The sequence below is a fragment of the Streptomyces sp. NPDC001889 genome, assembly GCF_053594535.1.
Window position 1 is genome coordinate 139,930 of record NZ_JBSFER010000011.1, and the last position, 26,594, is coordinate 166,523.

The 26,594-nt window shown below is 69.8% G+C and carries 13 protein-coding genes and 1 pseudogene; 7 read left to right on the forward strand and 7 right to left on the reverse strand.

The window, feature by feature from the left end; genetic code table 11:
• Window positions 1-603 precede the first annotated feature (603 nt).
• Window positions 604-8,085: a LamG-like jellyroll fold domain-containing protein gene (locus ACWCRA_RS14795; RefSeq protein ID WP_451067754.1), complete on the forward strand. Its 7,482-nt coding sequence runs from the start codon at window positions 604-606 to the stop codon at window positions 8,083-8,085.
• 158 nt (window positions 8,086-8,243) lie between these two features.
• Here the strand turns inward: ACWCRA_RS14795 and ACWCRA_RS14800 are convergent, their stop codons facing one another.
• Window positions 8,244-8,810 (reverse strand): TetR/AcrR family transcriptional regulator, encoded by a 567-nt coding sequence (locus tag ACWCRA_RS14800; protein ID WP_451067755.1) that lies wholly within the window; start codon window positions 8,808-8,810, stop codon window positions 8,244-8,246.
• 257 nt (window positions 8,811-9,067) lie between these two features.
• Here ACWCRA_RS14800 and ACWCRA_RS14805 point away from each other — a divergent pair.
• Window positions 9,068-9,460, forward strand: a pseudogene (locus ACWCRA_RS14805) (nitroreductase/quinone reductase family protein); the annotation flags it as partial.
• 389 nt (window positions 9,461-9,849) lie between these two features.
• Here the strand turns inward: ACWCRA_RS14805 and ACWCRA_RS14810 are convergent.
• Window positions 9,850-10,461: a hypothetical protein gene (locus tag ACWCRA_RS14810; protein WP_451067756.1), complete on the reverse strand. Its 612-nt coding sequence runs from the start codon at window positions 10,459-10,461 to the stop codon at window positions 9,850-9,852.
• A 79-nt stretch (window positions 10,462-10,540) separates the two neighbouring features.
• On the opposite strand from ACWCRA_RS14810, the gene ACWCRA_RS14815 reads away from it, so the two are divergent.
• On the forward strand, window positions 10,541-11,386 hold the full coding sequence (locus ACWCRA_RS14815; protein WP_351543941.1) for a DUF3626 domain-containing protein: 846 nt from the start codon (window positions 10,541-10,543) through the stop codon (window positions 11,384-11,386).
• Window positions 11,387-11,933: 547 nt separating this feature from the next.
• On the opposite strand, the gene ACWCRA_RS14820 is transcribed toward ACWCRA_RS14815, so the two are convergent.
• Window positions 11,934-12,416, reverse strand: a complete 483-nt coding sequence (locus tag ACWCRA_RS14820; protein ID WP_451067757.1) for a tyrosine protein phosphatase — start codon at window positions 12,414-12,416, stop codon at window positions 11,934-11,936.
• Window positions 12,417-13,767: 1,351 nt separating this feature from the next.
• Between ACWCRA_RS14820 and ACWCRA_RS14825 the strand changes: the two genes are divergently transcribed.
• Window positions 13,768-14,691, forward strand: coding sequence for a ribosome-inactivating family protein (locus ACWCRA_RS14825; protein WP_351543946.1), 924 nt, complete (start codon window positions 13,768-13,770; stop codon window positions 14,689-14,691).
• A gap of 605 nt (window positions 14,692-15,296) precedes the next feature.
• On the opposite strand, the gene ACWCRA_RS14830 is transcribed toward ACWCRA_RS14825, so the two are convergent.
• Window positions 15,297-15,920 carry a hypothetical protein gene (locus tag ACWCRA_RS14830; protein WP_451067758.1) on the reverse strand — a complete coding sequence of 208 codons (624 nt, stop codon included), beginning with the start codon at window positions 15,918-15,920 and terminating at the stop codon, window positions 15,297-15,299.
• A 767-nt stretch (window positions 15,921-16,687) separates the two neighbouring features.
• On the reverse strand, window positions 16,688-17,263 hold the full coding sequence (locus ACWCRA_RS14835; RefSeq protein WP_351543955.1) for a TetR/AcrR family transcriptional regulator: 576 nt from the start codon (window positions 17,261-17,263) through the stop codon (window positions 16,688-16,690).
• A 101-nt stretch (window positions 17,264-17,364) separates the two neighbouring features.
• Here ACWCRA_RS14835 and ACWCRA_RS14840 point away from each other — a divergent pair, with 101 nt between their 5' ends.
• The 3 genes from ACWCRA_RS14840 (at window position 17,365) to ACWCRA_RS14850 (ending at window position 21,626) form a co-directional block, all read left to right on the forward strand.
• Entirely contained in the window at window positions 17,365-18,282 is a 918-nt protein-coding gene (locus tag ACWCRA_RS14840; RefSeq protein ID WP_451067759.1) for an NmrA family NAD(P)-binding protein, read from the forward strand.
• A 457-nt stretch (window positions 18,283-18,739) separates the two neighbouring features.
• Window positions 18,740-19,354 carry a choice-of-anchor C family protein gene (locus ACWCRA_RS14845; RefSeq protein ID WP_451067760.1) on the forward strand — a complete coding sequence of 205 codons (615 nt, stop codon included), beginning with the start codon at window positions 18,740-18,742 and terminating at the stop codon, window positions 19,352-19,354.
• A gap of 565 nt (window positions 19,355-19,919) precedes the next feature.
• Entirely contained in the window at window positions 19,920-21,626 is a 1,707-nt protein-coding gene (locus ACWCRA_RS14850; RefSeq protein ID WP_451067761.1) for a BCCT family transporter, read from the forward strand.
• 517 nt (window positions 21,627-22,143) lie between these two features.
• Here the strand turns inward: ACWCRA_RS14850 and ACWCRA_RS14855 are convergent.
• Window positions 22,144-22,347, reverse strand: coding sequence for a hypothetical protein (locus ACWCRA_RS14855; RefSeq protein ID WP_351543963.1), 204 nt, complete (start codon window positions 22,345-22,347; stop codon window positions 22,144-22,146).
• A 250-nt stretch (window positions 22,348-22,597) separates the two neighbouring features.
• Entirely contained in the window at window positions 22,598-25,894 is a 3,297-nt protein-coding gene (locus ACWCRA_RS14860) for an RHS repeat-associated core domain-containing protein (protein WP_451067803.1), read from the reverse strand.
• Window positions 25,895-26,594 lie beyond the last annotated feature (700 nt).

Sequence of the window (26,594 nt, forward strand, 5' to 3'; positions counted from 1 at the left end):
CGCCCAGGCACCGGGGGTGCGGTGGTGGAGATCGACAGGATCGGCGGTGGCGGCCGGCTGGGCGAGCCGGCACCGGCATGTCGGGGGCAGCGCGCTCCGTGACCGCTGCCCCCACCGGCCGAGCACCCGCCCGGGCGCGGCCGAACTGCTGCCGCGAAGGCAGCTGAGGCAGCGAAAGCCGCCGAACCGTGGCGAACAGGGGTTCAGGCCATTCCCGCTCGCAGCGCCGGGGGCTCGACGGCGCTGTTGAGCGCCATGTGCGGACGGCCGCCGGGGTGGAGCCGGTCGCGTGTCGCCGTGGTTGACGGAGGTGTGGTGGACGCGCGGCCCGGCGGCGGGCGTGTCCGGGCGGAGCCGTCGGTGCGGGCGGGTGGCGGTGCTTGTCCGATGAAGTGATGAGGTATGCGCCATTCCCTGAGCGTTCGACCGGCTTTGGTGTTCTGTTCGATATTCGGTGGGGCAGGGCTGTGGTCTGCTGTGCCGGGCCTGTCGTGACCGCGTCTCCGCCGCCCCTGGGGCGACTGGCCTCTCCCACCCGGCACATGCTCCTCCCGCCCGCCCCGCCCCTGGTACAGGGGCGGCCTGTCCGAGGACGGATGGCCCATGACCACGGCTGATCAGAGTCTGGTGAAGATCTACAGCGACCGCGTCTACACGCACACGACGATGGTGCGCCACCAGGGCACGGTGCTCTCCTTCGCACTCGACGACCGGCGCAGAATCGTCTACACGGTCCTGGACCTCTCCTCCTTCGACGAGGAAAAGGGGGAGCTGGACGCGGCGTACTGGTCGGAGAACCCGGTCGAGTTGCCGTTCCCCACAGAGGTGGTGAAGGTCGGCTACGCGGTCGTGGGGGCGACCGTGATGCCGGTGGTGAAGAAGGGCGGCCGGGCCGAGGCGAAGGCGGACGAGGCCCTGGAGCCGGCAGAGACCGACACGTTTCTGTCCTCGACCGCGCGTCTCACGGCGCCCGGCGCGCCGTTCCAGGTCCTCTCCGACGGCTCCCATGTCGTCGTGCTGCGACAGGCGATCGGCCGGGATCACACGGACGCCGTATTCCCTCTCAAGCAAGGGTCCGGTTCCACGGGGGACCGTTCCCGGGTGGATGTGCAGACGGCGGGCGGCGCGCAGGTCGCGGTGCCGGTGGTGGACGGGACGCTGCTGTGTGACCGGTTCCTGCTCGTCGGGGGCGAGTTGAAGCCGGTGTCGGAGGTGCGTTTCAAGCGGAGCCGGCACAAGACGCTTCCGGCGTCGGAGAAGGACAGTCTGGGCGCGTCCGACATGGACGGCAGGCCGTTCTTCGAGCCGACCCAGGAGCTGGACCTGATCCGGAACCTGACCGGCGGCCGGTTCACCGCCGTCCTCGTCCCCACCGCGGTCCAGGGCCGGCAGCGGTGGCAGTTCTTCGCCCACAACAAGGTCACCGGGCGGATCGACGCCTTCAGTATCGAACAGACCCCGGAGGGGCTGTTCAACACCCAGGGCAGCCGCTACTGGACCAGCCCCGACCCGCGGTACCGGGGATCGGTGTACGAGCGGCAGCCCGGGATCTGCCCGTTCACCAGCCTCCCGCTGGTCCCCGTCACCCCCGATGTCCCGCACCCCGAGACCGCGCTCCGGTTCAACGGGTCCTCCCACTATCTGAACATGGGGGACGCGCCCGCGCTGAAGTTCCAGGGCCGCGCCTACGCGGTGGAGGCATGGGTCAGGCCGCGGGGGGCGGGCGGCCCGGTGCTCGCGCGCTGGTCCGGCGCCGCGGGCCAGGGCGGCTTCCAGCTGCGGGTCACCGGCACCGGCCAGGTGGCACTGGACCACAGCGGCGGTACTCTCACCTCTCTCCAGAACATCCCGGCGGACACCTGGGCGCACATCGCCGCCTCCTTCGACGGCACCACCGCGACCCTGTACGTCAACGGTGAGTTCGGCGGCGACAAGCCCCTCCCGAGCAACGGGGACGGTTCGGCGCTGCTGCACATCGGGGCCAAGGCGGGCGGCCCGCACTACAGCGGCGTCATCGACGAGGTGCGGATCTGGAACCGGGCACGCGGCCAGAGCGAGATCGCCGACAGCAGCCGCTACCGGCTGATCGGCAACGAACCGGGGCTGGTGGCCTACTACCGCTTCGACGAGGGCAGCGGCACCACCGCCTACGACCAGACCGACACCGCCGCCCACGCCAACCTGGACAGCGCCCCGCAGTGGGTGACCTCCCAGGCTCCCGTCGGCGAACACCCCGGAGTTCGCCGCGACAGTTTCGCCCTCGGCGGCCGTGACATCGTCTCCGGACTCAGCTCCGCTCTCTACTACCAGCAGGAGGACGCGGTCGCCGACCAGGGAGGCGCGCCCAAGCCCGCCAAGCGCAACGCGCGGGTCCTGCTGGCCTGTGCCACCCGCCCCTCCGGCAACGCCACGGCCGATGCCCATGTCGCCGCCGTCGATTTCGGCGTCGGCATCGACGGACGCCTCGCCGACATCCCCGATGTCGTCGCTCTCGCCGAACTCGGCCGCCCCGTCGAGCAGACCAGCGACCTGGTCAGCGCCCAGCAGCAGATCCTCACCGGCCTGGAGCAGCAGGCCATCGCCATCGAGAACGAGATCACCGCCCTGACCTCGGAGAAGGCGACCCTGGAACAGGCGATAACGGCATCCAACAACGCCGCCGCCGGCGACCCGACCCGCTGGATCGTCAGACTCTCCAGCGCCTTCGGTGTCCTGGGTCCCTCGAACGGGGGCCTGACACAGGCGACCCTGATCGGGCCCGTGGGCACCAACGCGCCCCACACCCGATGGCGGCTGGTGCGGGCCGGCACGGCCTCCCGGTACGGCAACCCGACCTACGCGCTGGTGAACGAGAGCGCACCGGGCATGGGTGTGCAGACTGTCTACCGTTCCCACCACGGTGCCGAGTTCCAGCCCCTCAACACCTCCGAAGTGCACCAGCAGTGGTACGTCCGCGGCTCATGGAGCACCAGCGTGCAGCTCCAGAACGCCGGGCAGGACGTCTGGATGGGCATCTTCTCCTTCTGGCAGTTCACCGACGAGGGCACGGCGGTCGGTTACACGGTCGAGAAGGTGGGGGTCGTCCCGGACACGACGCTCCAGGCCAAGGCCGACCGCATCGTCGTGATCGACGGGCTCCTCGCCCAGCGCAACAGCGACCTCGTCGCCAAGCGGGCCGAGATCCCGCCCGCCCGCGAGGAACTGGCCCGCCGTACCGCCGCGCTGCTGGGCGAGGCCGACCTGGTCCTGCCCGTCCCCCACATCGCTGTCGATGTGCGCGGGCTGAGCAGCGCGGGTGCGCTGCTCACATTCGCCCGGACCTCCGCCACGCCGTCGGTGATGGACGGGGCGGCCGGCCGGGTCGCGCTCTACTTCCAGGGGTCCAATGGCCAGTTCTTCGCCGCCTATCTCGACACCGGCACGCTGCGGGGCGCGCAGCAGCTGACCGGTGGCGGGCAGACCGTGCTGCTGACCGCCCGGGACCCCGGTGTGGACCTGAGCCCAAGGACCACGAGCATCACCGTCACCGATCACACGGTGAACGGGGCCGCGGTCGCGGAGCTGTGCGATCTGACGGTCACGAGGGGCGCGGAGAGCGAATCGTTCCGCGGGCTGCCCCGCGCGGCGGGGGAGCTCGCCGCGGTCGTCAACGGGGCGCCCTCGGAGGGCGTCCCCGTGGGGACGGTGGCCTCGGTCCAGGGCGGTACGGTCACCTTCGCCGCAGGCGTCCCGGTCGCGCTGCCCGCCGCCGGATATCTGCGGATCGGGGACGCCTGCCACCGGGTGACCAGCGCCGTGGAGCCGGGTGCGACCACGGTGACCGTGTTCCCCGCTCCGGCGGCAGGCGCCACGGCGGGGGCGGCGGTGGCCCTGGTCCGCTACGACATCTCCCTGGCCACGGCCTCCCGCCCCGGCGCCTCACTCGCCGGGGGGTCCCGGTGGATCACTGTCGGAGCGGCCGGCGCCGATCTTCCCGTACCCAACGGCACGGCGGCACTGCGGGCCTCAGGGTACGGCTCCAGGTGGCGGGGGGACTCCCCGGGCCGGGCCTTCGACTTCGACGGCATCGCTCAGCGCCTCACCCTGCCGGACAGCCGGCTGGACCAGGTCGCCACCCCGGCCGGAGACCTGACCGCCGAAGCGTGGATCAACCCCGGCAGGGCACCCGGCGCCCGGGCCCGGCTCCTGCATCTCCACCGGGGACAGACCAAGGCGGCGCTCGCCCTGGTCCCCGGAGACCCCGTACGGGGCGGGATACTGCTGGACGGCACCAACGACGACATCGCGATCCGGGATCTGGACCCCACGCAGACGGCCTTCACCATCGAGTGCTGGCTCCAGCGCACCACCGGCCGTACCGTCGTCGACACCATCGTCGCGAGCAGGTGGACCGGTCTGTCCGTGGGCTTCACCCCGGAGGGGAAGTTCAGCTTCACCGTGGGTTACGGGAGCACCGCGCAGACCCTCACCACCAGCGGTGCCTACACCGACGGCAACTGGCACCACTGGGCGGTCACCTTCGACCGCGCCACCCTGGCGCAGGTCATCCACCGCGATGGCATCGAGGTCGCCCGCCGCACCGCCACCACACTGCCCACGGGCTCGGACTATCTCATCATCGGACGCACCGATGAAGGTTCACCGTACAAGTACTTCTCCGGCGCCCTGGCGGAGTTCCGCACCTGGAGTACGGCCCGCACCGCGGCCGACATCCACGCCGACCGCTTCCGCCGCGTCACCGCAGGCGAGACGGGGCTCAGCGGGGCCTATCTGTACGAGAAGAACCGGCTGGGTATCCCCTATGCCGACGGACAGCCGCTGTTCACCGACATCAGCGGCCAGAACCGCCACGGCGAGGTCGACGGCGAGCCCGCCGCAGCCGACTCCGCACTCACGACCTACCGTGTGCAGGCCGCCGTCGGGGACAAGGCGCGTACCGGACGGGAGAGCTACCCGAGCGGGGAGTGGGCGCATCTGGCGGCGGTGTACGAGCAGTCGTGGGCGCTGCGGTTCGACGGCGCGGCCTGGGCGGAGACTCCCGACGCCGATCAGCTGGACATCACGGATGATCTGACCGTCGAGGTCTTCGTCCATATCGACTCGACCGCCACCCGCCAGGGCCTGGTGTCCAAGGGCCGTCTCGGGGAGGGTACGGACGCCGGCGTCCCCTACCAGCTCTCGCTGCTGGCCGGAGGGAGGCTGGAGTTCGCCTTCGAGGAGCCGGGCCCGGTCGTCAGACGCTTCACCACGGCCACCGCGATCAGCGCGGGGTTCCACCGGATCGGAGTCGTCCGCAAGGCCGGAAGCACGACCCAGGAGGTGAAGGGCAAGCGCAGCTTCCCCGTCACCGACGCGTCCGGTAACACCGCGAACCAGGAGTTCGACGTCGTGGAACGGGTCGATGTCGCGGAATGGCAGGACATCCGGGTCGTCGTCGACGGTACCGAACTCGCCCTCGGCACCTCCACACCCCTGCCGGGAGTCACTCTCCCCGAGAGCGGCCGGTACACCGGCCCCGGCCCCCGGGGCAACAGCGGGGCGCTGGAGATCGGGCGCGCCCGCGACGGCGCCGCCGTCCACGGTCTGACCGGCACGATCGGCGAGGTGCGGATCTGGGGCAAGGCCCGGGAGAACAATCAGCTCGGCACTCCCGTCCTGCCCCGCGACGAGGGGCTCGTCGCCCGCTGGACGTTCGAGGAGAACGAGGGCAACACGACCGCCGACCCCGTCGGCGGCCATGACCTCAAACTGCGCCGGGCCCGCTGGGCCCCCGACCCCGACCCGCTCGCGAGCCGCTTCCTCCTCCACCGCAACGGCCGGACCATCCCCGCCGACGTCCCCGTCACCAACCCCCTCACCGACTGGGGCGATGACCAGTTCACCCTGGGCGCCCGGAAGAACAGCGGTACCTTCGGCGACTTCTACACCGGCACTCTCGAAGAGGTACGGCTCTGGCGCACCGCCCGCGCCCCCGAGCAGATCCTCGACAGCCTCTTCACCCGTCTCAAGGGCGACACGCAGGACCTGCTCGGCTACTGGCCCTTCGACGCCGACTCCACCACCGCCACCACCGATGCCGTCGCGGACCTGTCACTGCGCGGCAACCACCTCGATCCCGGCACGGACGCCACCCGCCCCCGGATCGTCCTGTCCACCGCACCGGTCTCCGCCGACACCGCCGCCGTCCGCTCCGCCCTCGCCGGCGTCCGCACCTTCTTCCAGGAACGCGTTTCCAGCCCGCCGGCCGCCGCGGAGTACGCCGATCTCCAGTACACCCCCGACGGACAGGCACAGGGTGTCCTCAAACGCGCCTACACGCACACCACCGACGGCGCGTGGCACTTGATCACCGGCTACAAGGTCGGTGACCTGATCACCGAGTGGGTCAGCCAGGTCCAGTTCGATCCCCAGCTCATCGGCTACATCGAGGGCGCGCCCCCGGTCCCCTCGGAGAACCTCACCGGCAAGAGCGACCCCGCCGGAGCCTCCAGCGTCACCTTCAAGGAAGCCGACAAGGTCACCTCCGTCCTCGGCTCCGCCGGCACCGGCCGCTTCGATATGTCCTTCAAGGCAGCGGTCAAGGCCAACGCCAAATGGGGCGCCATGTCGGTCACCGCGCCACTCGGCCTCGGTGTCTCCAACCCGATCGTCTCCATCGAGGTCAAGGGCAGCGTCACCAACGCCACCGACTACGCCAGCACCTGGACGAATGAGGTCACCGTCTCCCAGGCCACCACCGTCGACCGCAACACCACCGCCGCCCTCACCGGCTACTGGGAATCCCCGGCCGGCATCCGCAACACCACCGTCGGCAGGCGCTACCTCCCCGACAACAAGGGCTACGCCCTGGTCCAGTCCGAGACCGCCGACGTCTACGCCCTGCGCCTCGCGCACACCGGCGCCCTGGTCGCCTACCGGATGCTCCCCAACCCGGACATCCCCAAGGACTGGAACATCATCACCTTCCCCATCAACCCCCAGTACACCAAGCAGGGCACTCTCGACGGCGCGATCGGCCTCACCGACCAGGGCGGCAAGATCCTCGACGAGGCCTACCCCACCGCCGCCCAGTACGGCGAATACAGCTACTTCAAACCCCGCGAGGCGTACGCCATCAAACGCCGCATCCTGCGCGAGCGCCAGGAACTGGAGAACTTCTACGCAAGCGTCTCCACCGGCGTCGGCGACCCCGACCCCACCGCCGAGCAGGCCGCGAAGATCCTCAAGAACTTCACCGGCATCACCCCCGCCAAGCCCGACGCGAAACCGGACACCGAATCCGCCGGCGCGTTCGCCAACCGCAACATCGCCAACACCTATGTCTGGACCGCCGACGGAGGCTTCTTCTCCGAAACCACCGGCACCATCGACGTCGTCAACGAAACCGTCTCCGGCTCCTACACCTGGACCAACAAGGTCACCGCATCCCTGGAGATCAACATCCTCATCTCCGGCGCCGGCGTCGGCTATCAGATGGACGCCACCTTCGGCGGCGGCTACTCCCAGACCCGCCGCCGCTCCCAGGAGACCAGCCGCGGCCACAGCCTCGACGTCATCTGCAAGCCGAACCGCGACCTCCAGAAGTACAGGGCCGACGGAACCCCCGAATACCTCAACGACAAACCCGTCCTGGTCCCCGGCAAGGTCGACGCCTACCGCTTCATGACCTTCTACCTCGCCCAGGACACCACCCACTTCGACGACTTCTACAACAAGGTCATCGACCCCACCTGGCTCGCGAACAGCAACGACGCCAACGCCAACGCCCTGCGCCAGGCCCGCCAGAGCGACACCAAACCTCCCTGCTGGCGCATCCTCCACCGCGTCACCTTCCTCTCCCGCGTCCTGCCTCCCGTCACCAGCGACACACCCCCCTCCCTGGCCAGGGACATGCGCACCATCGACATCCCCAGCAACTACGAACTCATCCGCCGCCTCGACCCCTACGTCTCCACCGCCGCCACCACCCTCCCCTCGCTCACCGACGCGACCCGCACCGCGCTCGCCGCCCACCTCCCGGCTCTCGCTCCCCACGCCCAGCAAATCGCCCAGCTTCTCGCCGCCTACTACGGGGTCACCGAATGACCCCGGGCATGTGACGAGGGACCGCGGAGAGCCGGCCCGGCTGTCGTCGGAGGCAGCCGGGCCGTACCGCGTCGCCCTCGCACGGCCCCGGGAATCCGTTCGTCCACCGCGGCGTCGTCCGCCGGGCGCTCGTGACGTGACACGGGGAGGGGAGGTGGTCAGTCGCTGCCCGGCAGGAGCCGTTCCAGGTAGATGTCCAGGGCTTCGGCCGCGCTGGCCGGGGGCAGTGCGGTGGGAGCGGTGACCGCGTCGAACATGAGGCCGTCGACCAGGGCGAGCAGCAGCCGGGCGTCCCGGGCCGGATCGAGAACGAGGTGACCGGAGGACGGGGCGGGGAATGAGGCGAGCGTCCGCCGCAGCTCGTCGTGGATGGCGCCCAGGGTCGCGTTCTGGATGGCGGCAAGCGTGGGCGAGGTCGTCGCGCGCGCGGCGAAGGCGAGGTAGACGCGGCATTCCGCGAGGCGCTGCGCGTCCAGCGGAAGGAGCTGCCGCAGAGCGGCCCCCATCGCACGCCGGCGCCCCGCGGCGGCCTCCAGGCCCGAGATACGGGCGCGTGTGCGGTCCACCACCTGCCGGAAGGCGAAGGCGAGCATCTCGTCCTTGGTCGAGAAGTAGTACTGCACCGCTCCGATGGACACCCCCGCGGCGGAGGCGACCTCCCGCACGCTGACCTGGTCGAGCCCGCGAGTGGCGGCGATACGCAGCAGGGCATCGGCAAGCTTCACCTGACGCGATTCCTTCATAAGGACTACAATACAGTCGTATGGGACATAACCGATTCAATCCATCCAGAGCACTCGGACTGCTCACCGCCACCACGATCGCGGCCGTCCTGGTGTGGGCCTGGTGGCTCATCGACCCCAGCGCACCGCGGGGCGCCGTACTGCCCGCCGCCCTCAGCGCCGCTCTCGCGGCCAATATCGCCCTGACACTGTCCAGCGCACGGTTCAAGCGCGCCCTGGTCACCCCCGTACAGCGGTATCTGATCAACCCGCCCATCCGCCTGTTGCTGCGCATCGGGCTGATGCCGCTGGGCTACGCCCTGCTGGAGACCCGCGGGCGTGTCAGCGGCCGGCGCCGCGCCACCCCGGTCGGCAACGGCCGGCGGGGAGACACCTTCTGGATCATCGCCGAACACGGCCGGCGAGCCGGATACGTACGCAACATTGAGAAGAATCCGCAGGTCCGCGTCAGGCTCCGGCAGGGCTGGCACTTCGTCTGGAGAGACGGCACAGCTCATCTGCTCCCCGACGACGACCCCTGCGCCCGGCAACGGCAACTCGGCCGCCACCACCCCCTGCGCGCCCTCAACGCGGTCGTCGTACGTGTCATGGGAACCACCGAACTGATGACCGTCCGCATCGACCTGCACGACACCCCTCGGCGGAGCGCGCTCGACCCGGACGTGCCGGCGGGCCGGAGGCAAGGGGCGTCCGGCCCGGGGCCCACTTCCCGCCCCAGGGCCGCCGTACCGGCCCGGCACGCGCCCGCCGGGTGAACCCATCGGGCAGCCACAGGGTGTTGAGTGCCACGAGTACGCACATCCCGGGGGCGCGTCGGGCTCGTCACCTTCCGCCCCGGGAGCGTTCGGCGCTGTCGGGGCCTGACCTGACGCGGTCCACCGCTCTCCCCGAACGCACAGAACACTGTGCTGGTACGAGCCCTCGGCCGGTGCGGGAGCCTCCCGAGCCAGGCCAGAAGTGCAGGCCGACGAGTGGTGTCACCAACCCGCCGCCCCGAGCCGGCGGCGGTCGCCGACTGCGGTCACGCCTCCGCCCAGATGACCGAGCGCCTCGGGAGGAGCCCGGCCGGACTCCCCTTGGCACGGCCCGCGCCGCGAGCTTCCGCACCGGCAGGGCTGTCCGGACGGGGCCGGGGTGGCGCGACGTGCGGTCCGCCCGCCGAGCCGTTCACGAGCCCCGCCGACAGCCGGTCCGGGCCGTCCGTCATCCGCGTCGCCGGGTGCCATCGGCCGGCGGATCGCGGCACCGTGCACAGCGCGGGCCGCAGCCGAATCACTTGAGTGCGTACGCGCACGCGCTGCTCCCCGGAGCGGTGGAACCGGGCGCCGTGCCTTTCTGTGCAGCTGCGGTCTTTGAGGAGTCGTACGACGAGTTTGAGGCTGATCATGCTTTCGGTCAGCAGTTGTCCGCCGCTGGCGATATCGCCGGCGTGGCGCAGTTGGCGCACGCGGTCCTCGATGCGGGCGGCGCGGCGCTCTTGCCGAGGGCGTCGTGCGTCGGTGATCTGGCCGGCCGCGGCCGGGTCGGCGGTCAGCCACGCCCTCGGCGAGGCGGTCAGCAGGACGAAATGCCTTCCGTCCGCGGTCATGATCCTCCATGCTTCCGGCGCAAACGCGGTGTCCGCCGAGCCCATGCCATGGACTTCAGGCGAGGCTGTCGCTGTCCCGCAAACTGACGTGCGTTGCGCAGTACCGTCCGTGCACACTCCACGCATGGGTGCTGACAGTGTCGTATCGCTTCAGGAGAAGGCTCTGCGGTATGTCGCGGCTTCCTGTGGAGGAGAGCCACTCACCGGGGACCTCCGGGTGACGATGCATTTCCATCCCGACCGTCCCGCAGGGGATCGTCCGACTCTGGCCCGGATGGTGGAAGACGGTGCCTACCGGTCGCAGTTCGTGACCGGAACGAGCAACGGTGGTCTCACCGCCCACCCTGGTGGAGACAGGTGGCGTTGGGAGAGTCGCATCTTTGGCGGTGCGTACGACGATGCTCCGGATGACCAGCGCCCTGTATACGGTGCGCTGAACTACCGCCGTGATCCGGTCGGTGGCGCACCGCGGTTCGGCTCTTCGTACTTCAGACTCACCACCGAGACCCTGATGCGCACCACGTTCTGCTACCCCGACAGTTCCACCGAGCCGTCTGACTTCGGCACAGCGGATCGCTGCTCGCTCATCGGGCTGGCTGAGGTGGGCGGGCTGGACGCCCTGGACGGTCACATCGAGGCACAGATTCACGGACGGGTCAGGTTCGGCTGTGACGTCGAGGCGCTGGTGCTGGACCCGAGCTATCGCGGCACAGAGGTTGAGTCCGCGGCTCATCGCCTTCCGTGCCCCATCGAATGGCACCCAGGTTTTCAGCTCAGCGTGGCTGAACTACGACGTCACTCACACTACCGGGGGCAGGAATACGTCGACCTGGGTGCTGAGATCGCCGTTGACGGCCTTCTCAACCCCAGAGTCATCGGGGATGTCGCCCGCGCTGGCCGGTACAACCTTCAGGACCTCAAGAAGGTCTGGCACTGCCTGGCACGTTTCGGAGTACGCACCGCCCGCTGAGCGGCAATGCCCCTTCGGGGCGTGATGAACAGGGTGATCACGCCGAGCGGAGACCTGACAGAGCGTCACTCGACAGCTTCCAGGGCCGCGAGGTGGCCGGCCGGCTGCCCTGGGCCAGTGCCGCCCGCTGATGGGCGGTGCTCCTGTGGATAGGGCGCCGGGCCCGGTGATGGTGGTCGGCGCTCGGGCTTGTCCCGTCGGACTCCTCGCCGTCGAACTGGGAAACCAAGGGTCTGGTTGGTGTGGGCGGCGGTGAGCCACCGCTCGGGGTCCGGCTCGGCGGTGACCGGCTCCCACCACGTGAACCCTCGCGGCGAAGACTTCTCGGCCGGCGGGTGGACCCCCGGGGCGAACCGGTGCCGGGAGACCGTCTCCACAGCCTGACGCCGGCCATCGGCCCGCTCGTCACGCACCACCGCAACAGCCGGCCCGCGCCGAAGCTGTTCGGCACGCTGCTCACGTTCGGTGTCGTCGCCCCCCGCAGGCATCACCTGGCGCCACCCGCGCCCTGACTGCCCACACTTTCCGTGGAATCCGGTTGTCGAGATCATGCATGTGTGAGCAGTTTCCCTGTCCACTCCCGTTGTTCGGCGGTATCCGGGACGGCGAGGCCCCGGGCTTGTTCGAGCCGGTTCCACGCTGTTTCGGGATCGACACCGTTGAGGATGAGGAGTGCTGCGGCGAGGAGGGACGCCCGTCCAATGCCGAAGCGGGTAACGACGTGTGCGCCCTCGCGGAGCCGTTCGGCGAGGGTGCGAAGTGTGGGCAGAACCGTGGCGAGATCGGGGACGGTGCGGTCGGCTATGGGGATCGCGACGAATTGCAGCTCTGCGGCCACTGCTTCCCGCTCTTCCGCCCCGAGCCCGAGTTCGTCGAGTTCGGGCCGAGTGAGCGCGCATACCAGGATGTCAACGCCGGCGGTGCTCAGCGCGTTCATTTCGTCCGCGAGCCAGTCCATGCCCCGGGGCTTGGCCATGGTGCTCAGTTGTCCGAGGCCGGGCAGGGCGACAGTGAACAGGGATGGTCTCATAAATCAGCAGCACTTTCGATCGGTGGTGTCGTTGGATGACCGGACAGTTGGTGGCAGGGGGCGACCGGCGACCACCGCACTGCCGGGACCGGCCTCCCACCGCCCTTCGCGCGCCCCGCAGACGCTGGACGGGCGATACGGTCGTCGGTGTCGCCGGCACGCCGGCGAGCGCATGTACACCAACCATCGCCCCGGCAAGGGCCGCATCCGTGTCGAGATCGACGCGACCGAGATCCCTGAACCGCTCGCCGAACTCGTCCCGCCCGTCTCCCCCTCCGGGCGGTGCAGTTGGCCGAGAGCCTCACTGCCGCGCACCGCCGCTTCTGTGGTGACGGGCGGGAGCCCGGCGCCGGTGACCGGTGGGCAGGATCGGTTTGACGGCGGCCGTCCCGCCGGCTTTCGGCGGCGTGCGCGAGGTGGTCGACCGGCTCCATCACCGCCGCAGGAAGCCGCCGAGCGAACACACCCGTGGCCTGGCTCGCCGACTGCCGCCGGCTCCGCCACCGACACGAACGAGGGTAGAACAGAACCCTGCTTGCGCCGGCATCGCCCGCACCATCGTCAACTGCGGCGGACACGCCGAACAAGAGGACCTCCTTCGTTCGTGGTTTTCCACGATGCCCGGGAATCTCATTGTCTGCCAATCTATGAGTGACGCCGCACTTCTCATCCGGAGTCGGTCGCCGAGAACGGCCGGTTCCGGGCGTGTTCAGAGAGCCACCGCAGGTGCAGAGATCAGGCCGCGTGCGAGAAATCGACAGGAGGGATGGCAAGGCGTGATTCTCGGACGGTGGACCGGCCTGGAGAGTGTCCCCCGCCGTCCGGCAGCGGCCTGCCAGCACGTGTTTCGGCGCACTGGACGTCCGCCGGCACCACGGCATCGCGAGAATGGCATTCCTGCACGGAACGCCGTGCCATTCCCTGAAGCACCGTGGTGAGCGAACTGGGCCGCGCCGATTCCCCCTGCCCAGTCCGCTTGCCTGCCCACCACCCGCAGAGTCGTCGTCCCCGGGCTCCTTTCACCGCCGGTCCGGGAACGACACGTAACTCGCCTTCCACAACGGATGGCTGGGCCCGGTGCCCGACGCCTGTCTCTCGGAGGGCAGCGAATCGGCCGTCAGGAAACGGGGCGCTCACATCACGGCGGTCAAGCTCCTCCGGCACTGTTCAGCATCAATCGTAGCGACCCGAGAACACCAGTCGCCGGCATGTCCGCAGATGCCCACAGGCCCAACAAATCAATACAGTTGGGGCCACACCCGAACGGGCACCACCACACCTGCCCCGCCACCCGGCCATTCCTCGACAGAATGAACCGGAACTACTCACTCAAGAACAGGAAAAAATGCCGGTGAAACCCTTCTTCCGCAGTCATGCGATACGCTTCCTCGCCATACTCACGGCAATCGCAGCTCTCTTGGGCGGTACGCAACTGGTCTCCGCATTACCTGCGCAAGCCGCCACCAGCCATCACTGGAACGTCATGAACTGGAACATCACCAACCTGGGCAATGGGAACAATATCGCGGCCGCGAATCGGTACCGGTCCATGCTGAGCGAGCTGAGGAATCTCTCCGCCCACAATGTTACCAACGGGTTCATGAGAACCATGACCGAAACCGAGCGTTACGCGGAAATACGGGTGATCGACAACAACAACATTTCGGCTCCCCACCGTCTCACGATTTATGTGCGACTCGACAACCTCTACGTCGACGCCTTCACCGCCAACGGCAGCACCTTCGCCTTCAACGACACTCCCGGTTACTTCGCCACGCGATTCTTCAACGCCTACCCCGGCGGGAACACCCTGGTCAGGACCATGCCCTTCTCCGGGGCCTACGGAAGTCTCGATGCCGATCAAAATCGAGCCAACCGAGATTACAGAGGCCCGAGCTTCGGCGCCGCCATCAGCGATCTCCAGAACATGAACTCCAACAACTTCAGCGCTCGCAAGTTCGCCATGGCGGTCCTCATTGGAGCGGTCTCCGAAGCGGCCCGGTTCGGATGGATCGAAAGCCGAATCGCCATGTCAATCAGCCACAACGGAGAACTCGACGGCACTAACCGCTACTACCACATAGGCGGATTCGGCATCAGCCTGCAGAACAACTGGTCCTCCCTGTCCCGACTCGTCTACAGGGAGCTGAACAACACCGAGCATTACCCGGTTCAGATCAACGGCCACAACTACACCTCAACGGGCATGATCCGCCATGGGTCCAGTACGGCGCCCGCGATCGGTCTGCTGGTGACCTACGGCGGAGCCCGCTGAGGCCCGCCGCCCCGTGAGCCGGCGACGGCTCCCGGCGGGCGGGCTCTGCCGGACAGCAGCCTAACGCTCCGCCACAATCCCGGCGAAACCCACGCGCCCAGCCTTAACCAGGCGCGTGGGCCACTGGTATTGCGTGCTCAGTGCCACCGCAGCCAAGCCGTGCACATCACCGTCGGCACCGTGGTCCGAGTCCCGTCACGGTCTGCGCTCCGACCTCGTGTCGCACCTTGAGCTTGCTGATGCGGCGTTCGACGGTGTTGCGGCGCTTGCGGGCCTCCCGGTCGAAGACCGGGAGGCCCGCCGACGTCGCTGTCCCGTCGTTTGGGGTTGGCGGTCTGGTCGGGTCGGCGGGCTGTGGGATCACGGCCCGGATCACGCGTCTGCGCGGATGCCCGCGGATCGCGCGGGACGAGTACGCCTTGTCGGACGGCACGACCACAAGCCGGGTTCCGGGCCGGCCTCTGCTCCGTTCCCCCCGGATCTCCGCCAGAACCGGAACGTCCGGAACGCCCCCGCCGCCCTCCCGGTTGGTGCCCGTGACGCTGGGGCCTCGGGACGCCGCACACAAGATCATCGCGTGGCCCCGCCCCTTTCGGGCTCACCCCTCAGTACCCCCAGCTGGCGTAGACGGTGACGTTCTCGCCATTGTCCTTGGCTCCGACGCACACGTCACGCCAGTCGAGCAGCCAGCCGCTGGAGCGGCAGCTCTCCTGCTGGAGGCCCATCGCGCGAAGGATTTCCGGACGGGACAGGCCATCCTCGCTGGTGACCGTCGCGGCGCGCCAGCAGCCGCCGGAACCGCAACTGGTCCCTTCGTTGACCAGGGTGATGCCTGGCGGCAATGAGGGGAGCGCCTTGGACGGCGGGGCGTCCGAGCCTTCGCTGATCATCAGCGCGTACAGAAGGCCGACCACGAGGGTGAGGGCGAACTGCATTCCCAGGAAGCCGATCGCGCTGTTGCGGAGGGAGATCCATTTCGGGGAAGGAGGGTTCTCGTGCCGTCCTTCCAGTCTGGTGCCGCAGGCGATGAGCAGGGGCGCGAGAGCTGTGAACACGAGATGCGCATCGGGCCTGGGAGCCTCGATCCAGCCCTGCTGGACGCCGATCAGCAGACTGGCTCCGGCGAGCAGTGTGCCGCCGATCGCGAAGCCGACGGGGCGGGTGCGGGCGATCGTCATCCAGACGGCGGCGGGCGCGACGGCGAAGAGTATCCCCAGGATGATCAGCATGTACGGGGGACGTGCGGCCCTGAGCGCCCGGTTCCGGGCGGCCTGGGCTCACCTCGGGCCAGCAGGATGCCGGAAGGGGCGGACGGGCGGCGGCGGTTGAGCGGATGCGTTCCTTTCGATGGCACGGACGGTAGGGGCGGTACGTGTGGCGCAGACCCCCGCCGCGCCCGGGACGGCGCGCGCCGCTCCAGCGGCACCGTCCGGTGGGACGCTCTCGACTCTCGCCGACGCCGGCCCGGCAACCATGTCGGAGCGCGTCGCCCCGGTCCCGCAATCGTTCACCCGCCGGCCCCTGAGCGCACGCGAGAACATCCAGTTGGGCGCTCCCCGGCCAGGAGGCGATCACGCCGCCACGGCCGCCGCCGACAGCGCCGGGGCCCGGCAGCACGCCCAAGCGGCCGTCGCCGCGACCGGGAAGTCGGGCCGTCCGGAGGTCCCGGCGGAAGCGACCCGGGTGTGCGCGACCCCGCTGCGCCGCCGGGGCCGCGCGGTGGCCGCCGTACGGCTGCTGGAGAACACCATCGCCAGTCTCGGCGCCGGGGCCGGAGCGGCGGGCCGTTGCCGCGCGATGAGGCGGCGGCAGCCGACTGGGGGAAGAAGACCTGGGCTGACGTGGAAGGACCGTGGCGGCCCTCGTCCGCCTGGCTCGTTGCGAAGGCGGAACCGGATTCTCGATGACGCTGCCTTCCGCCCGCACCGGCCCGCTGCGGCGTGGGTGAGCAGCGTGCGGGCCGGGTTTCACCGCTGTCGCCGCTGGACGGGCTGGTTCAGGAGTCGGTGGCCCGCCCGGCGGGGCTGAGTCCTTCGACGGCGAGGTGGAAGAGGCGATCGGCCTGGGCCGCGGGATTGCTGTGGCGCTCGGTGGCCAGTGCGATGCCGGTGGCGAGAGTGAGCAGGTCGTGGAAGGTGACGTCCGGCCTGACCGCCTTGTCGCGGATGGCTCGCTGGAGCAGGAGCGTGCCGGGCGCCTCGATGATGTCGGCGCAGGAGTGCGGGCCGGGCTTGTCGGTGGGTGGCTCGTAGCTGAGGGTGTCCGCGAATCCGCGAGCGGAGACGGCGTAGACGACGACACCGTGGAGCCACTCCAGGAGCGCGGCGCGGCTGTCGTCGGCCCCGCTCAGCCGGTGGGCGTGCTCGCACAAGCCCTCGATGCGCTCCTGGAAGACGGCTTCGAGCAGTGCGCGGCGCGTGGGGAAGTGACGGCGCACGGTGGCCGATCCGACGCCGGCGGTGCGGGCGATCTGCTCCAGGGAGGCATCGGCGCCGTGCGTGGCGACCTCGGCTTCGGCGACGGTGAGGATGCGCTGGTAGTTGCGGCGGGCATCCGATCGCTGACCGGTCATGATCTCCTCATTTGCTCAACGGCGGGCCCCGCCATATCTTACCGGAAGGGAAACGGCGGGCCCCGCCGTTTCTGTACTCCGGCCCGTGAGGAGCAGCAACCATGCCCACCCACAACGGCACTGTCCTGGTCACCGGAGGTACCGGCCGCCAGGGCGGGGCCACCGCCCGCGCGCTTCTGGCCGCCGACGTACCGGTGCGCGCGCTCGTGCGCGACCCCCGCTCGAAGTCCGCCAGGGCCGTCGAGGCGCTTGGCGCACAACTGGTGAGGGCTGATCTCTCCGACCCGGCCTCCCTCGGCCCGGCCGTCGAGGGAGTCCACGCGGTGTTCTCGGTGCAGATGCCGCCGATGACCGAGACCAGCGTCGACTTCGCGGGAGAGCTCGCGCAGGCCGCCAACCTGATGGACGCGGCGAAAGCGGCGGGAGTGCGGCACTTCGTGCAGTCCTCGACCAGTGGAGTCGGTGCGCACACCCGGGCCCCCGGCTGGGCCGACGGCCGCTGGGCGGCGCTGGAGGGCTACTTCGACACCAAGCAGGCCATCCTGGAGGCGGTGCGGACTGCGGGCTTCCCCCGCTGGACGGTGCTCAAGCCCGCGTTCTTCATGGAGAACCTGCCCCAGCTGGCGCCCAACGGACCCCGTGGCGGCCTGCTGACGGTGCTCAGACCCGACACCGAACTGGCACTGGTGGCCACGCAGGACATCGGCTCGGCCGCCGCGCACGCCATCGGCAGCCCCGACCGGTTCCACGAAGTGGAACTGGAGCTGGCAGGTGACCTGCTCACGATGGCGCGGATCGCGCGGACACTGTCCGCCGCGTGGGGCGTGCCCGTGACCGTGCCCTCCATGAGCCTTGACGATGCCCTTGCGGCGGGCATGCCGAGGTGGGGCGCCGGACATGACTGGAACAACGAGGTCCTCCAGCCCGCCCGGCCCGAGTTCGCCCGAGCGCTGGGCATCTCGCCCACCACATTCGCCGACTGGGCACACGAGCATCTCGCGCCCGTGTCCCACTCGTGACGGATTCCTTGTCGTTCTTGTCGTAGCGGGTGGCCGGGCCGCCGTGCCGGTGGGCCCCGGTCCGTACCGTACGCCGTTCCGGACCGGGGCCCACGGGGTGTCGGGCCTCGCGCCGTTTCCCGTCCCGTCCCGTCGTGTCCTGCTCGCCGGAGGGTTCCGGCAGTTCTTCCTCCCTCCGGCGGTGATGGAGCGATCACACGGCGACCGTGGCGGGCGGTTCTCCCGGCGGCCCCGGACGCTCCTCCGGTACGGACGGGGGCGCGGGAGGCCGTAGGGGGCGCCTTGGTGTGACGAGCGCTGCTCAGTGCCCCATAGGCGCCGCTCACGGCGGCTGACAGCGTCTGCACCCGGGGCGCGCGGCCCCCTTAGCCTGGATCGCCGGGCCCGACCGGCGGGGAGTGTTCCGCCCGCCATCGCGAGAGCCCGGCCCTCGTGCTCACCTCCCAGGGAGTGCCCCATGTTTTCCTCGCGCGTTTCCGCTGTCGCCGTGGCCGCCGCGGTCCTGCTCTCCGGTGCCGGCACCGGCTCCGGCGCGGTGGCGTCGGTGCCGCCCGTCACCCGTTTCCACGACGGCGGATTCGAGTACCCCAGGGCCCCCGCCGGCCTTTTCACCCCGTACTTCCCGGGGGAGGACATCGGGCCGTGGTCCGTGAGCCGGGGCGCGGTCGACCTGATCGGCGCCGGTACCTGGCAGGCCGCCGAGGGCGATCAGTCGGTCGACCTCAACGGCACCGGCGCGGTGAGCCAGACCTTCGCCACGGCTCCCGGCGGCACCTACACCGTCACCTACGCGCTCGCGGGCAACCCGACCGACACCGATCCCGCCGTGAAGACCGGCACCGTCCTCGTCGACGGCCAGAACGTGCAGGACTTCGCCTTCGACGTCACCGGGAAGACTTACACCGCCATGGGGTATGTGACCCGCCGGTTCACCTTCGTGGCGGGCGGCCCCACCACGACCCTCGCCTTCACGAGCACCACCGGCGCGGCCGCCCCCAACGGCCCCGTGATCGACGACGTCTGTGTCGAGCCCCGGCCCCCGGCCCCCTGCCCGTCCTGCGCGTCCGCCTGACGGCCCGGAGCCCGTACGCGCCACGGGCGCCGATGTCAGTGGCGGCTGCCACGCTGGACGGCGTGAACGGTGATGGGCAGCCGCTGCGCGGCCGGGTCCACGGCCGCGACCACGACGACCCGAACCCCGGACGGCCGGTGGCCCGGGGAGGTGGACGACGGCACCGCGCTGCCCGCCGAACACCCCCGATGGCCTGGCGGGCGCACCCGGTATCAGCCGCGCCCCGGCGAACCCCGCGCACCCGGCCCGGGGATCAGCCACCGGCTCCACCACACCGACGACAACCCCCTGACCGGACCGGTGGCGGCGCCCGGGAGGACATCGCCCTCGGCCAACCCCGGCCAGGTGGCGACAGGGCGGTCCTCGAAGCCGCCCGCCACGCGCCGGCGCCGACACCGTCCGCACGGCCCTCTGGCGCTGCCGATGCGGGCACGGGGGGCGACCGCCCACCCGCACAGCGGCGACGACCACGGGCATCGCTCCGGGGAACGCGGGAACCCACACGGGTGGGGCAATCGGCGTGCCATGGGCACATGACGGCTTTTTCCCCACCATAGTGACCCCGGTGAGCAGCGAATCGATCGAAGAGTCAGAGCGGCCGGAGGAGTCCCACCGCCCCGACGGCCGGGACACCTCCCCCGACGTGGTGGTCGTGGTCGTCGGCGTCGCGGTCGTCCTCGGCGTCGTCGCCTGGGCGGCCATCGGGAAGGAGTCCTTCGACAGCGCGTCCAGCTCAGCCCTGGACTGGGTGCTGGGCAACTTCGCCTGGTTGTTCGTGATCGCGGCGGACGCCTTCCTCGTCCTGTGCGTCCTGCTCGCCTTCTCCCGCTACGGCCGGGTCAGGCTCGGCACGGACGACAGCGAGCCGGAGTTCACCAATCTCGCGTGGATCGCGATGATGTTCAGCGCGGGCATGGGGATCGGCCTGATGTTCTACGGCGTCGGTGAACCCCTCACCCACTATCTGGCACCGCCCCCGGGCAGCGGAGTGGAGCCGCGCACCGGCGCGGCGGCGGGAACAGGGCTGGAGTACTCGTTCTTCCACTGGACCCTGACCCCGTGGGCGATCTACGGGATCGCGGGCCTCGCGCTCGCCTACGCGGGCTTCCGCAAGGGCCGCGGCAACCGGCTCAGCTCGGTGTTCGTTCCCTTGCTCGGGGAACGCCGGGCCAACGGCCGGCCCGGTCAGCTGATCGATCTGCTGGCGGTGTTCGCGACCGTGTTCGGGACCGCCACGAGCCTGGGGGTGGGCACCCTCCAGGTCGCGAAGGGCCTCAACCTCACCGCGGGCGTGAAGGACTCGACGACCGTGCAACTGCTCATCATCGTCACCCTGTCCGCGGCCTTCGTGATCTCCGCGTTCACCGGACTCCACAAGGGCGTGAAGTGGCTGAGCACCATGAACATCGTCCTCGCGGCGTGTCTGATGCTCTTCGTGTTCGTGCTCGGACCGACCGTCTACATCCTGGACGCGATCCCGGCGAGCATCGGCGGCTATGTCAGCCAGCTGGTCACGATGGCGACCCGGACCGGCGCCTTCACGGACAGCACCTGGCTGGGCTCCTGGACGATCTTCTACTGGGCGTGGTGGCTCTCCTGGGCACCGTTCGTGGGAACCTTCATCGCGCGGATCTCCCGGGGCCGGAGCATCCGGGAGTTTCTGATCGGGGTGCTGCTCGTCCCGAGCGGGGCCACCGTCGTCTGGTTCTGCGTGATGGGCGGCACCGGTATCCGGCTGGACGCGACCGGCGAGGTCGACATGGCCGCGAAGCTCAAGGACGGCGAAGAGGCGTCGCTGTTCGCGATGCTGGACGCGCTGCCGCTGGGGTCGGTCACCTCCTGGGTGGCGATGCTGCTCGTGATGACGTACTTCGTGACCAGCGCTGACTCCGCGTCACTGGTGATGGGGTCGCTGACCAGCAGAGGCGCGCTGACGCCGCGGACCTGGCTCGTGGTCGTCTGGGGTGTACTGATGGCGGCGGTGGCGGCCGTGCTGCTGGTGGCCGGCGGGCTGAACTCGCTCCAGACCGCGACGATCCTGGTGGCGCTGCCCTTCGTGGTGGTCATGCTGCTGCTGTGCTGGGCACTGCTGAAGGAACTGCGCGCGGACCCCGGCGCCGGACCCGCACGCGGCCAAGCGCTGCACGGCGTACGGGAGGCGGTACGGGCGATGGTCGGCGAGGCGATCTCCGAGGCCGGGCCCGGACGGCACCACCGGCTGCGCCGGATCGCCCGCTCCCGTGGACAGGACGGTACCGACCAGGACGAGTGAGGCACCCGCCGGGCCCCGGGCCGTAATACGGACACTCCCCTTCGGCACGCGTGACGGCCGCGTGGACGCCCCCTGGCCGGGGGTCGCGTCCGCGGCGGGCAGGGCGCTGCTATCAGCCGGCCGTCCCGGCGGCGAAAGGGGCGTCCCGCCAGTGCTCGGCCGCGGGCTGAGGCACCCGACCCGTCCGGGAAGTGAGAGCAGCGGCCTCACACTCCCCCGTCCGCCCGCGCACCCGCACCCCGACGGCGTGGGGACGGTCGGTGGCGGCTTCGACCAGGTGGGGGGCGATGCCGACGCCGGTGACCCGGTCGGCTCCGAGGCGGGTGGCCGCGAGAGCGGCGGCGCACCCGGTGCCGGTGGTGACCCGTGTGCGGGGAGCCGTCGGCGAGGGAGGCGAGCCGGGACCGTCGCGGAGGAACCTCCGGGCCGTCCCGCCCGGGAAAATCGTGCTGTGTCCCACCTCCGGCGGGTGGGTGAACCCTCTCCGCGCATCGGAGTAATCGGCAGGCCGCTTCGGCTAGTCCTTCTGGATTTTCGCCGATCCGCTTCCGGTTCTGAATATCAGCAACCCTATACCCAGAAAAATGATGGGAGCAGTCATGATGAGAGTGAATTCTGCCCCCGCAGCCAACAGGGCAATGACCGATATTGCCATGACCAGAGTCAGGCCGAGTATCACCAGCCCAAGTATTCTGACTATTTTTGCAGTACTGTGATCCACGTGATGCTTCTCCTCCCACCTGGCGTTCACTGCGAGTGAGTCACCTGCGTCACCTCTGGCGCCATTTGATGAAAGCGATGACGAACGCGACGAAGAGAAGCCCTGTCAGGGCTACTGGAAGTTCCATCCCGTCGGGAATCCACGACCCTTTTCCCTGATTTTCTGCGATGTGAAGCACTGGACCTCCGTGTGTCGAGCTCGTGGGGCCGGTGGAGGATATTGACTGCCTCCACCGGCCCCGAACAGAATCCTACGACCAGGCCTGCGTGGTCTGATCTTCGGCGAAGTTGCCTGCGGCATCACCAACAAGTGCGCATCCCGGTGCGGCGGCCGCTCCGGCCGGCCCCACGGAGATCACCGCCCCGGCTGTACAGGCGCTGGCGACCGCTCCGCCCGTTGCCCACCCGAAACCGATGGACGCGGCCTGTCCCCACTCACCGTCTCCGAGAGCGCTTCCGAATGCCTGGGCCGTCTTGACATCTCCCCACGGTGTGACCGCTTCAGCGATGTCGCCGAAACTGAGGAGTCCGGTGGGGTCGATGCGGTTGACGGGGTCGCCTTCGGCGTAGAGGTAGGGGTTCTTCTCCTGGCCGGAGGGGTCGGGCTGGGTGAAGCGGCCGATGTGGGGGTCGTAGTAGCGGGCGGCGTAGTGGTAGAGGCCGGTGGGGTCCTGGTAGCCGCCGGCGAACCGGTAGGGCTGGGGGACGGTCTCGGCGGTGGTGGCGCGTTTCACGCCCCGGGGGCTGTAGGCGTAGGTGTTGACCTTCGTCCCGGCTCCGTCGACGAGTGCGACGACGCTGCCGACCGCGTCGGTCAGGTAGTAGTGGGAAGTGCCCCCGGTGGTCATGGAGTTGAGGGTGCCCCCGGGTTCCCGGTTGAATCCCCGGTCCACGCCGGCGGTGCTGGTGGCCGAGAGGCCCAGCGGACCGTTGTGGAAGAAGGTGTTCCCGAGCCGAATCCGCTCGCTCTGGTCGGTGGAGCCGTACTGCCCGGTGTAGGTGGTCGCGCCGACGGTGAGCGAGGTGAGCTGTGCGTAGTCCGACCACTGCTCGGCGGTGCGGGCGTCCTCGGGGGTGGAGGCCCCGGAGGTCTCGTTCCCGGCTCCGTCGTGGGACCAGCCGGCGGTGGAGCCGTTCTTCGCGATGATCTGCTGGGCGTCGTTGACCGTGTAGGTGGTGCCGCGGGGGCAGCCGGGGTCGGTGCCCTGCGAGGTGAGGTTCCCGGCCAGGTCGTAGCAGTACTGCCAGGACGCGACGAGGGCCGTGCCCTGTTCCTCCTTGGCGTAGGAGAACCGGCCCGCGCTGTCGTAGCTGTAGGTGGTCTTCAGTCCGGCGACCGCGTCTGTGCGGGTGCGGATCTTGCCGCCGTCCTTGGTGCCGTTGAGGTAGGAGTAGTCCAGCTCGGTCAGGGTCCCGGCGGGCGAGGTGGCCTTGATCTTCTGGGGGCGGCCGGAGTTGTCGGGGGTCACGGTCTGGACGGTTCCGCCGGGATAGGTGGTCTTGGTGCGGGTGTCGTTGCGGTTGTACTCGAAGGTGGTCGTCCTGTTGCCGGTCGGTTCCTTGAGCGCGGTCAGCTTGTTGACGGCGTTCCAGGTGTAGTCGGTGACGCCGGCGGGGTCGGTGTAGGTGTCGACGTTGCCCGAGGGGGTGTAGGCGAGCTGTGTCTGGGAGCCGTTCTGCAGGGTGCGGACGGTCTCCCGGGACAGCGGGTCGAACTCGTAGCGGATGACGCCGCTGCCGTCGGAGCGCAGGGTGATGTTGCCGTCGCTGTCGTACTCGTACCGCACACTGGCGTTCGCGGTGGTGACGGTCTTGGTGCGGTCGCGGTGGTCGTAGGTGTACGTGGTGGTGGTCCCGCGCCCGTCGGTGACGGTCAGCGGGCGGCCCAGCGAGTCGTAGGTGTAGCTGCTGTGGCCGAGCGGCGCGGGCGGGGTGACCTTCTCCAGGTTGCCCTGGCTGTCGTAGCGGAAGGCCGTGGAGACCGACTTCGTGGCGGTCATCTTCACGGTGGCCTTGCAGCGCTGCCCTTCGAACCCGCCGCAGGTCGGTGTGGCGGGGTTGTGCTCGAAGGTCCGGGTGCCGCCACCGGTGCCGGTCACGGCGACGGAGGTGGTGTTGCCCGCCGTGTCGTAGGTGTAGTCGGTCTTCTCGTCGTCGGCGGTCGTCATCGAGCCGGGGAGGTCCGCTCCGGCGATCGTCTGGTAGCCCGTCATGGACGCGGTCGCGCCGGTGGGCAGCTTCGCGGAGGTGGGGTTGTTCCGCCCGTCCCATCCGTAGGCGGTGACATTCCCGGCGGCACCGCCGACGCCCATCGCGTCGGTGGCCGTCGCCACGTTCCGGTTGGCATCGAATGTGGTGGCACGGTTGCGGCCAAGAGCGTCGGTGACCTTGGTGACCTCACCGTCGGCGTTGTGTTCGTACTGGGTGGCGTGCTGTTCCGGATCGGTGACCGTGGTGGTCCCGGCGGCCTGCGGACTCGCCGCGGAGTAGGCGTAGGTGTACGTCGGGCCGGTGTGCCCGGAGCCGTTGAAGGCGGTGGCCCGCAGCATGGAGGTGACCCGGTCGGCGCTGTCGTAGGTGAACACCGTGACCCGGCCCTTGGGTGTGGTGATCTTCGTCAGTCGCCGTGCGGAGTCATAGTCGAAGACCGTGGCCTTGCCCTCGGTGTCGGTGGTCTTCGCCAGATCGCCCGCCGGGTTCAGGTCGAAGACCGCCGTGCGGCCGGTGTGGTCCTTGGCCTGCCACTGGTTCGGATACGTCTTCACCAGGTCGACCCACCGGCCGGAGCGCGTCTCGGTGAGCTTGAAGCCCTTGTGCTCCGTGCCCTGGTCGTGCTGGGTGACGGTGATCCTTCCCTTGTTCCGGTCGGTGACCTCGGTCAGCGTTCCGTGGGTGTTGTAGGTGTCCTTCGCTCCGGACTTGCGGCTGGTGAGCGTGTAGGTGCCGTCCGTGTTCTTCTTCAGGTCCTTCGAGTAGCCCGTCGGCGTCGTGAATCCGCCGCCCGAGGCGGGGGTGAAGCGGACCGTGTCGCCGGTCGTGTCATAGAGGACGACCTCGCCCGTGGATATCTTGAGATAGCGCTCGTACCCCTGCCACCAGCGCTGGGACACCTTGCCCCACGGGGCGTCCAGCGAGTTGTAGGTGCGCGTCAGACGGAGGCGCTGGCCCACCCCGGCGATGTCGAAGTCCGTACCGGCCAGCATCAGATTGCCGTTGGAGAGATTGATCCGGGCGACCAGCGAGTCGGTGATCCGGAAGTCGGAGATCCGGTGCCAGGGAACCGCCCCCTGGCCCTCCGGCTCGAACGGGGTAGCCGCACCGGCCCGGCGTGTCTGCGCTGCGCCGCCGCCGGCGGCGACCCGTTTCCCCTGTTCCGCCCGCCACGCGGCCAGCTCCGCCGGGGCCGGGGCCTGGTTCTCGTTGGGCACCGGCCGGTTGGAACCGACCTTGACCGGAGGAGAGGTCAGAGGGGGATCGTTCTTTCCCCAGACGGACGACGGTCCGGGGTCCGTCGGGGCGGCCAGCGCGGGGAGCGCCGTGACCGTCAGGGAGAGAGCGGCGAGACCGGAGACGAGGAACAGGCCGGACCGTCTGCGGGCACGCCGAACGGGCGTGCTCAAGGCACGTGAACCCATGAAGGCTCCAGGAGGGGAGGAGGACGGGCGACCTCACGGCCACCCGGAGGGCCACACGCTGACACAGCGCCTTCACAGAAACTCCGGCCATTCCCCCGAAGAGCGCAGCTATACGGTACGGAATGAGCCCCTTCGAATCTGTTCCCCGTCAGCGCGTCAGCAGCTCTGCACGCAGGGGAGATCCACCCTCGCGGGAGCCGGCAGAGCCTTGCGTCAGGGCACGAAGCCGGCTGAGAACATCTCTCCATTGAGGGGATATCACGTGAAGAGTGTGCGTACGCCTCTCGGTGCACATCACCCGCTCCCCCACCACGCGACACCAGGGAGGGCCGGAGCGCGGAGGGTCTTCAACGCCCCTCGACCCACCCTCCCCGGGGCGATGTCACGCTCCCGCCGCCGCACCCACCCCGGCAGGGCGACCGGCAGTGCCGCACGGGCGCGCGGGCAGGCCCGGCCCCGCGATGGGTGGCGAAGGGGATCGCCACGGACCGGGGGTGAGCGGTACGGTCCGCGAACGGCCCCGGGGCCGTTTCCCGGCAGGTCTCTCGGCGGGCCGGCGCTCCTCACACGGTCCGGCCCACGGTCTTTCGCCGTCCCTGGGCGCCGCCGTCCG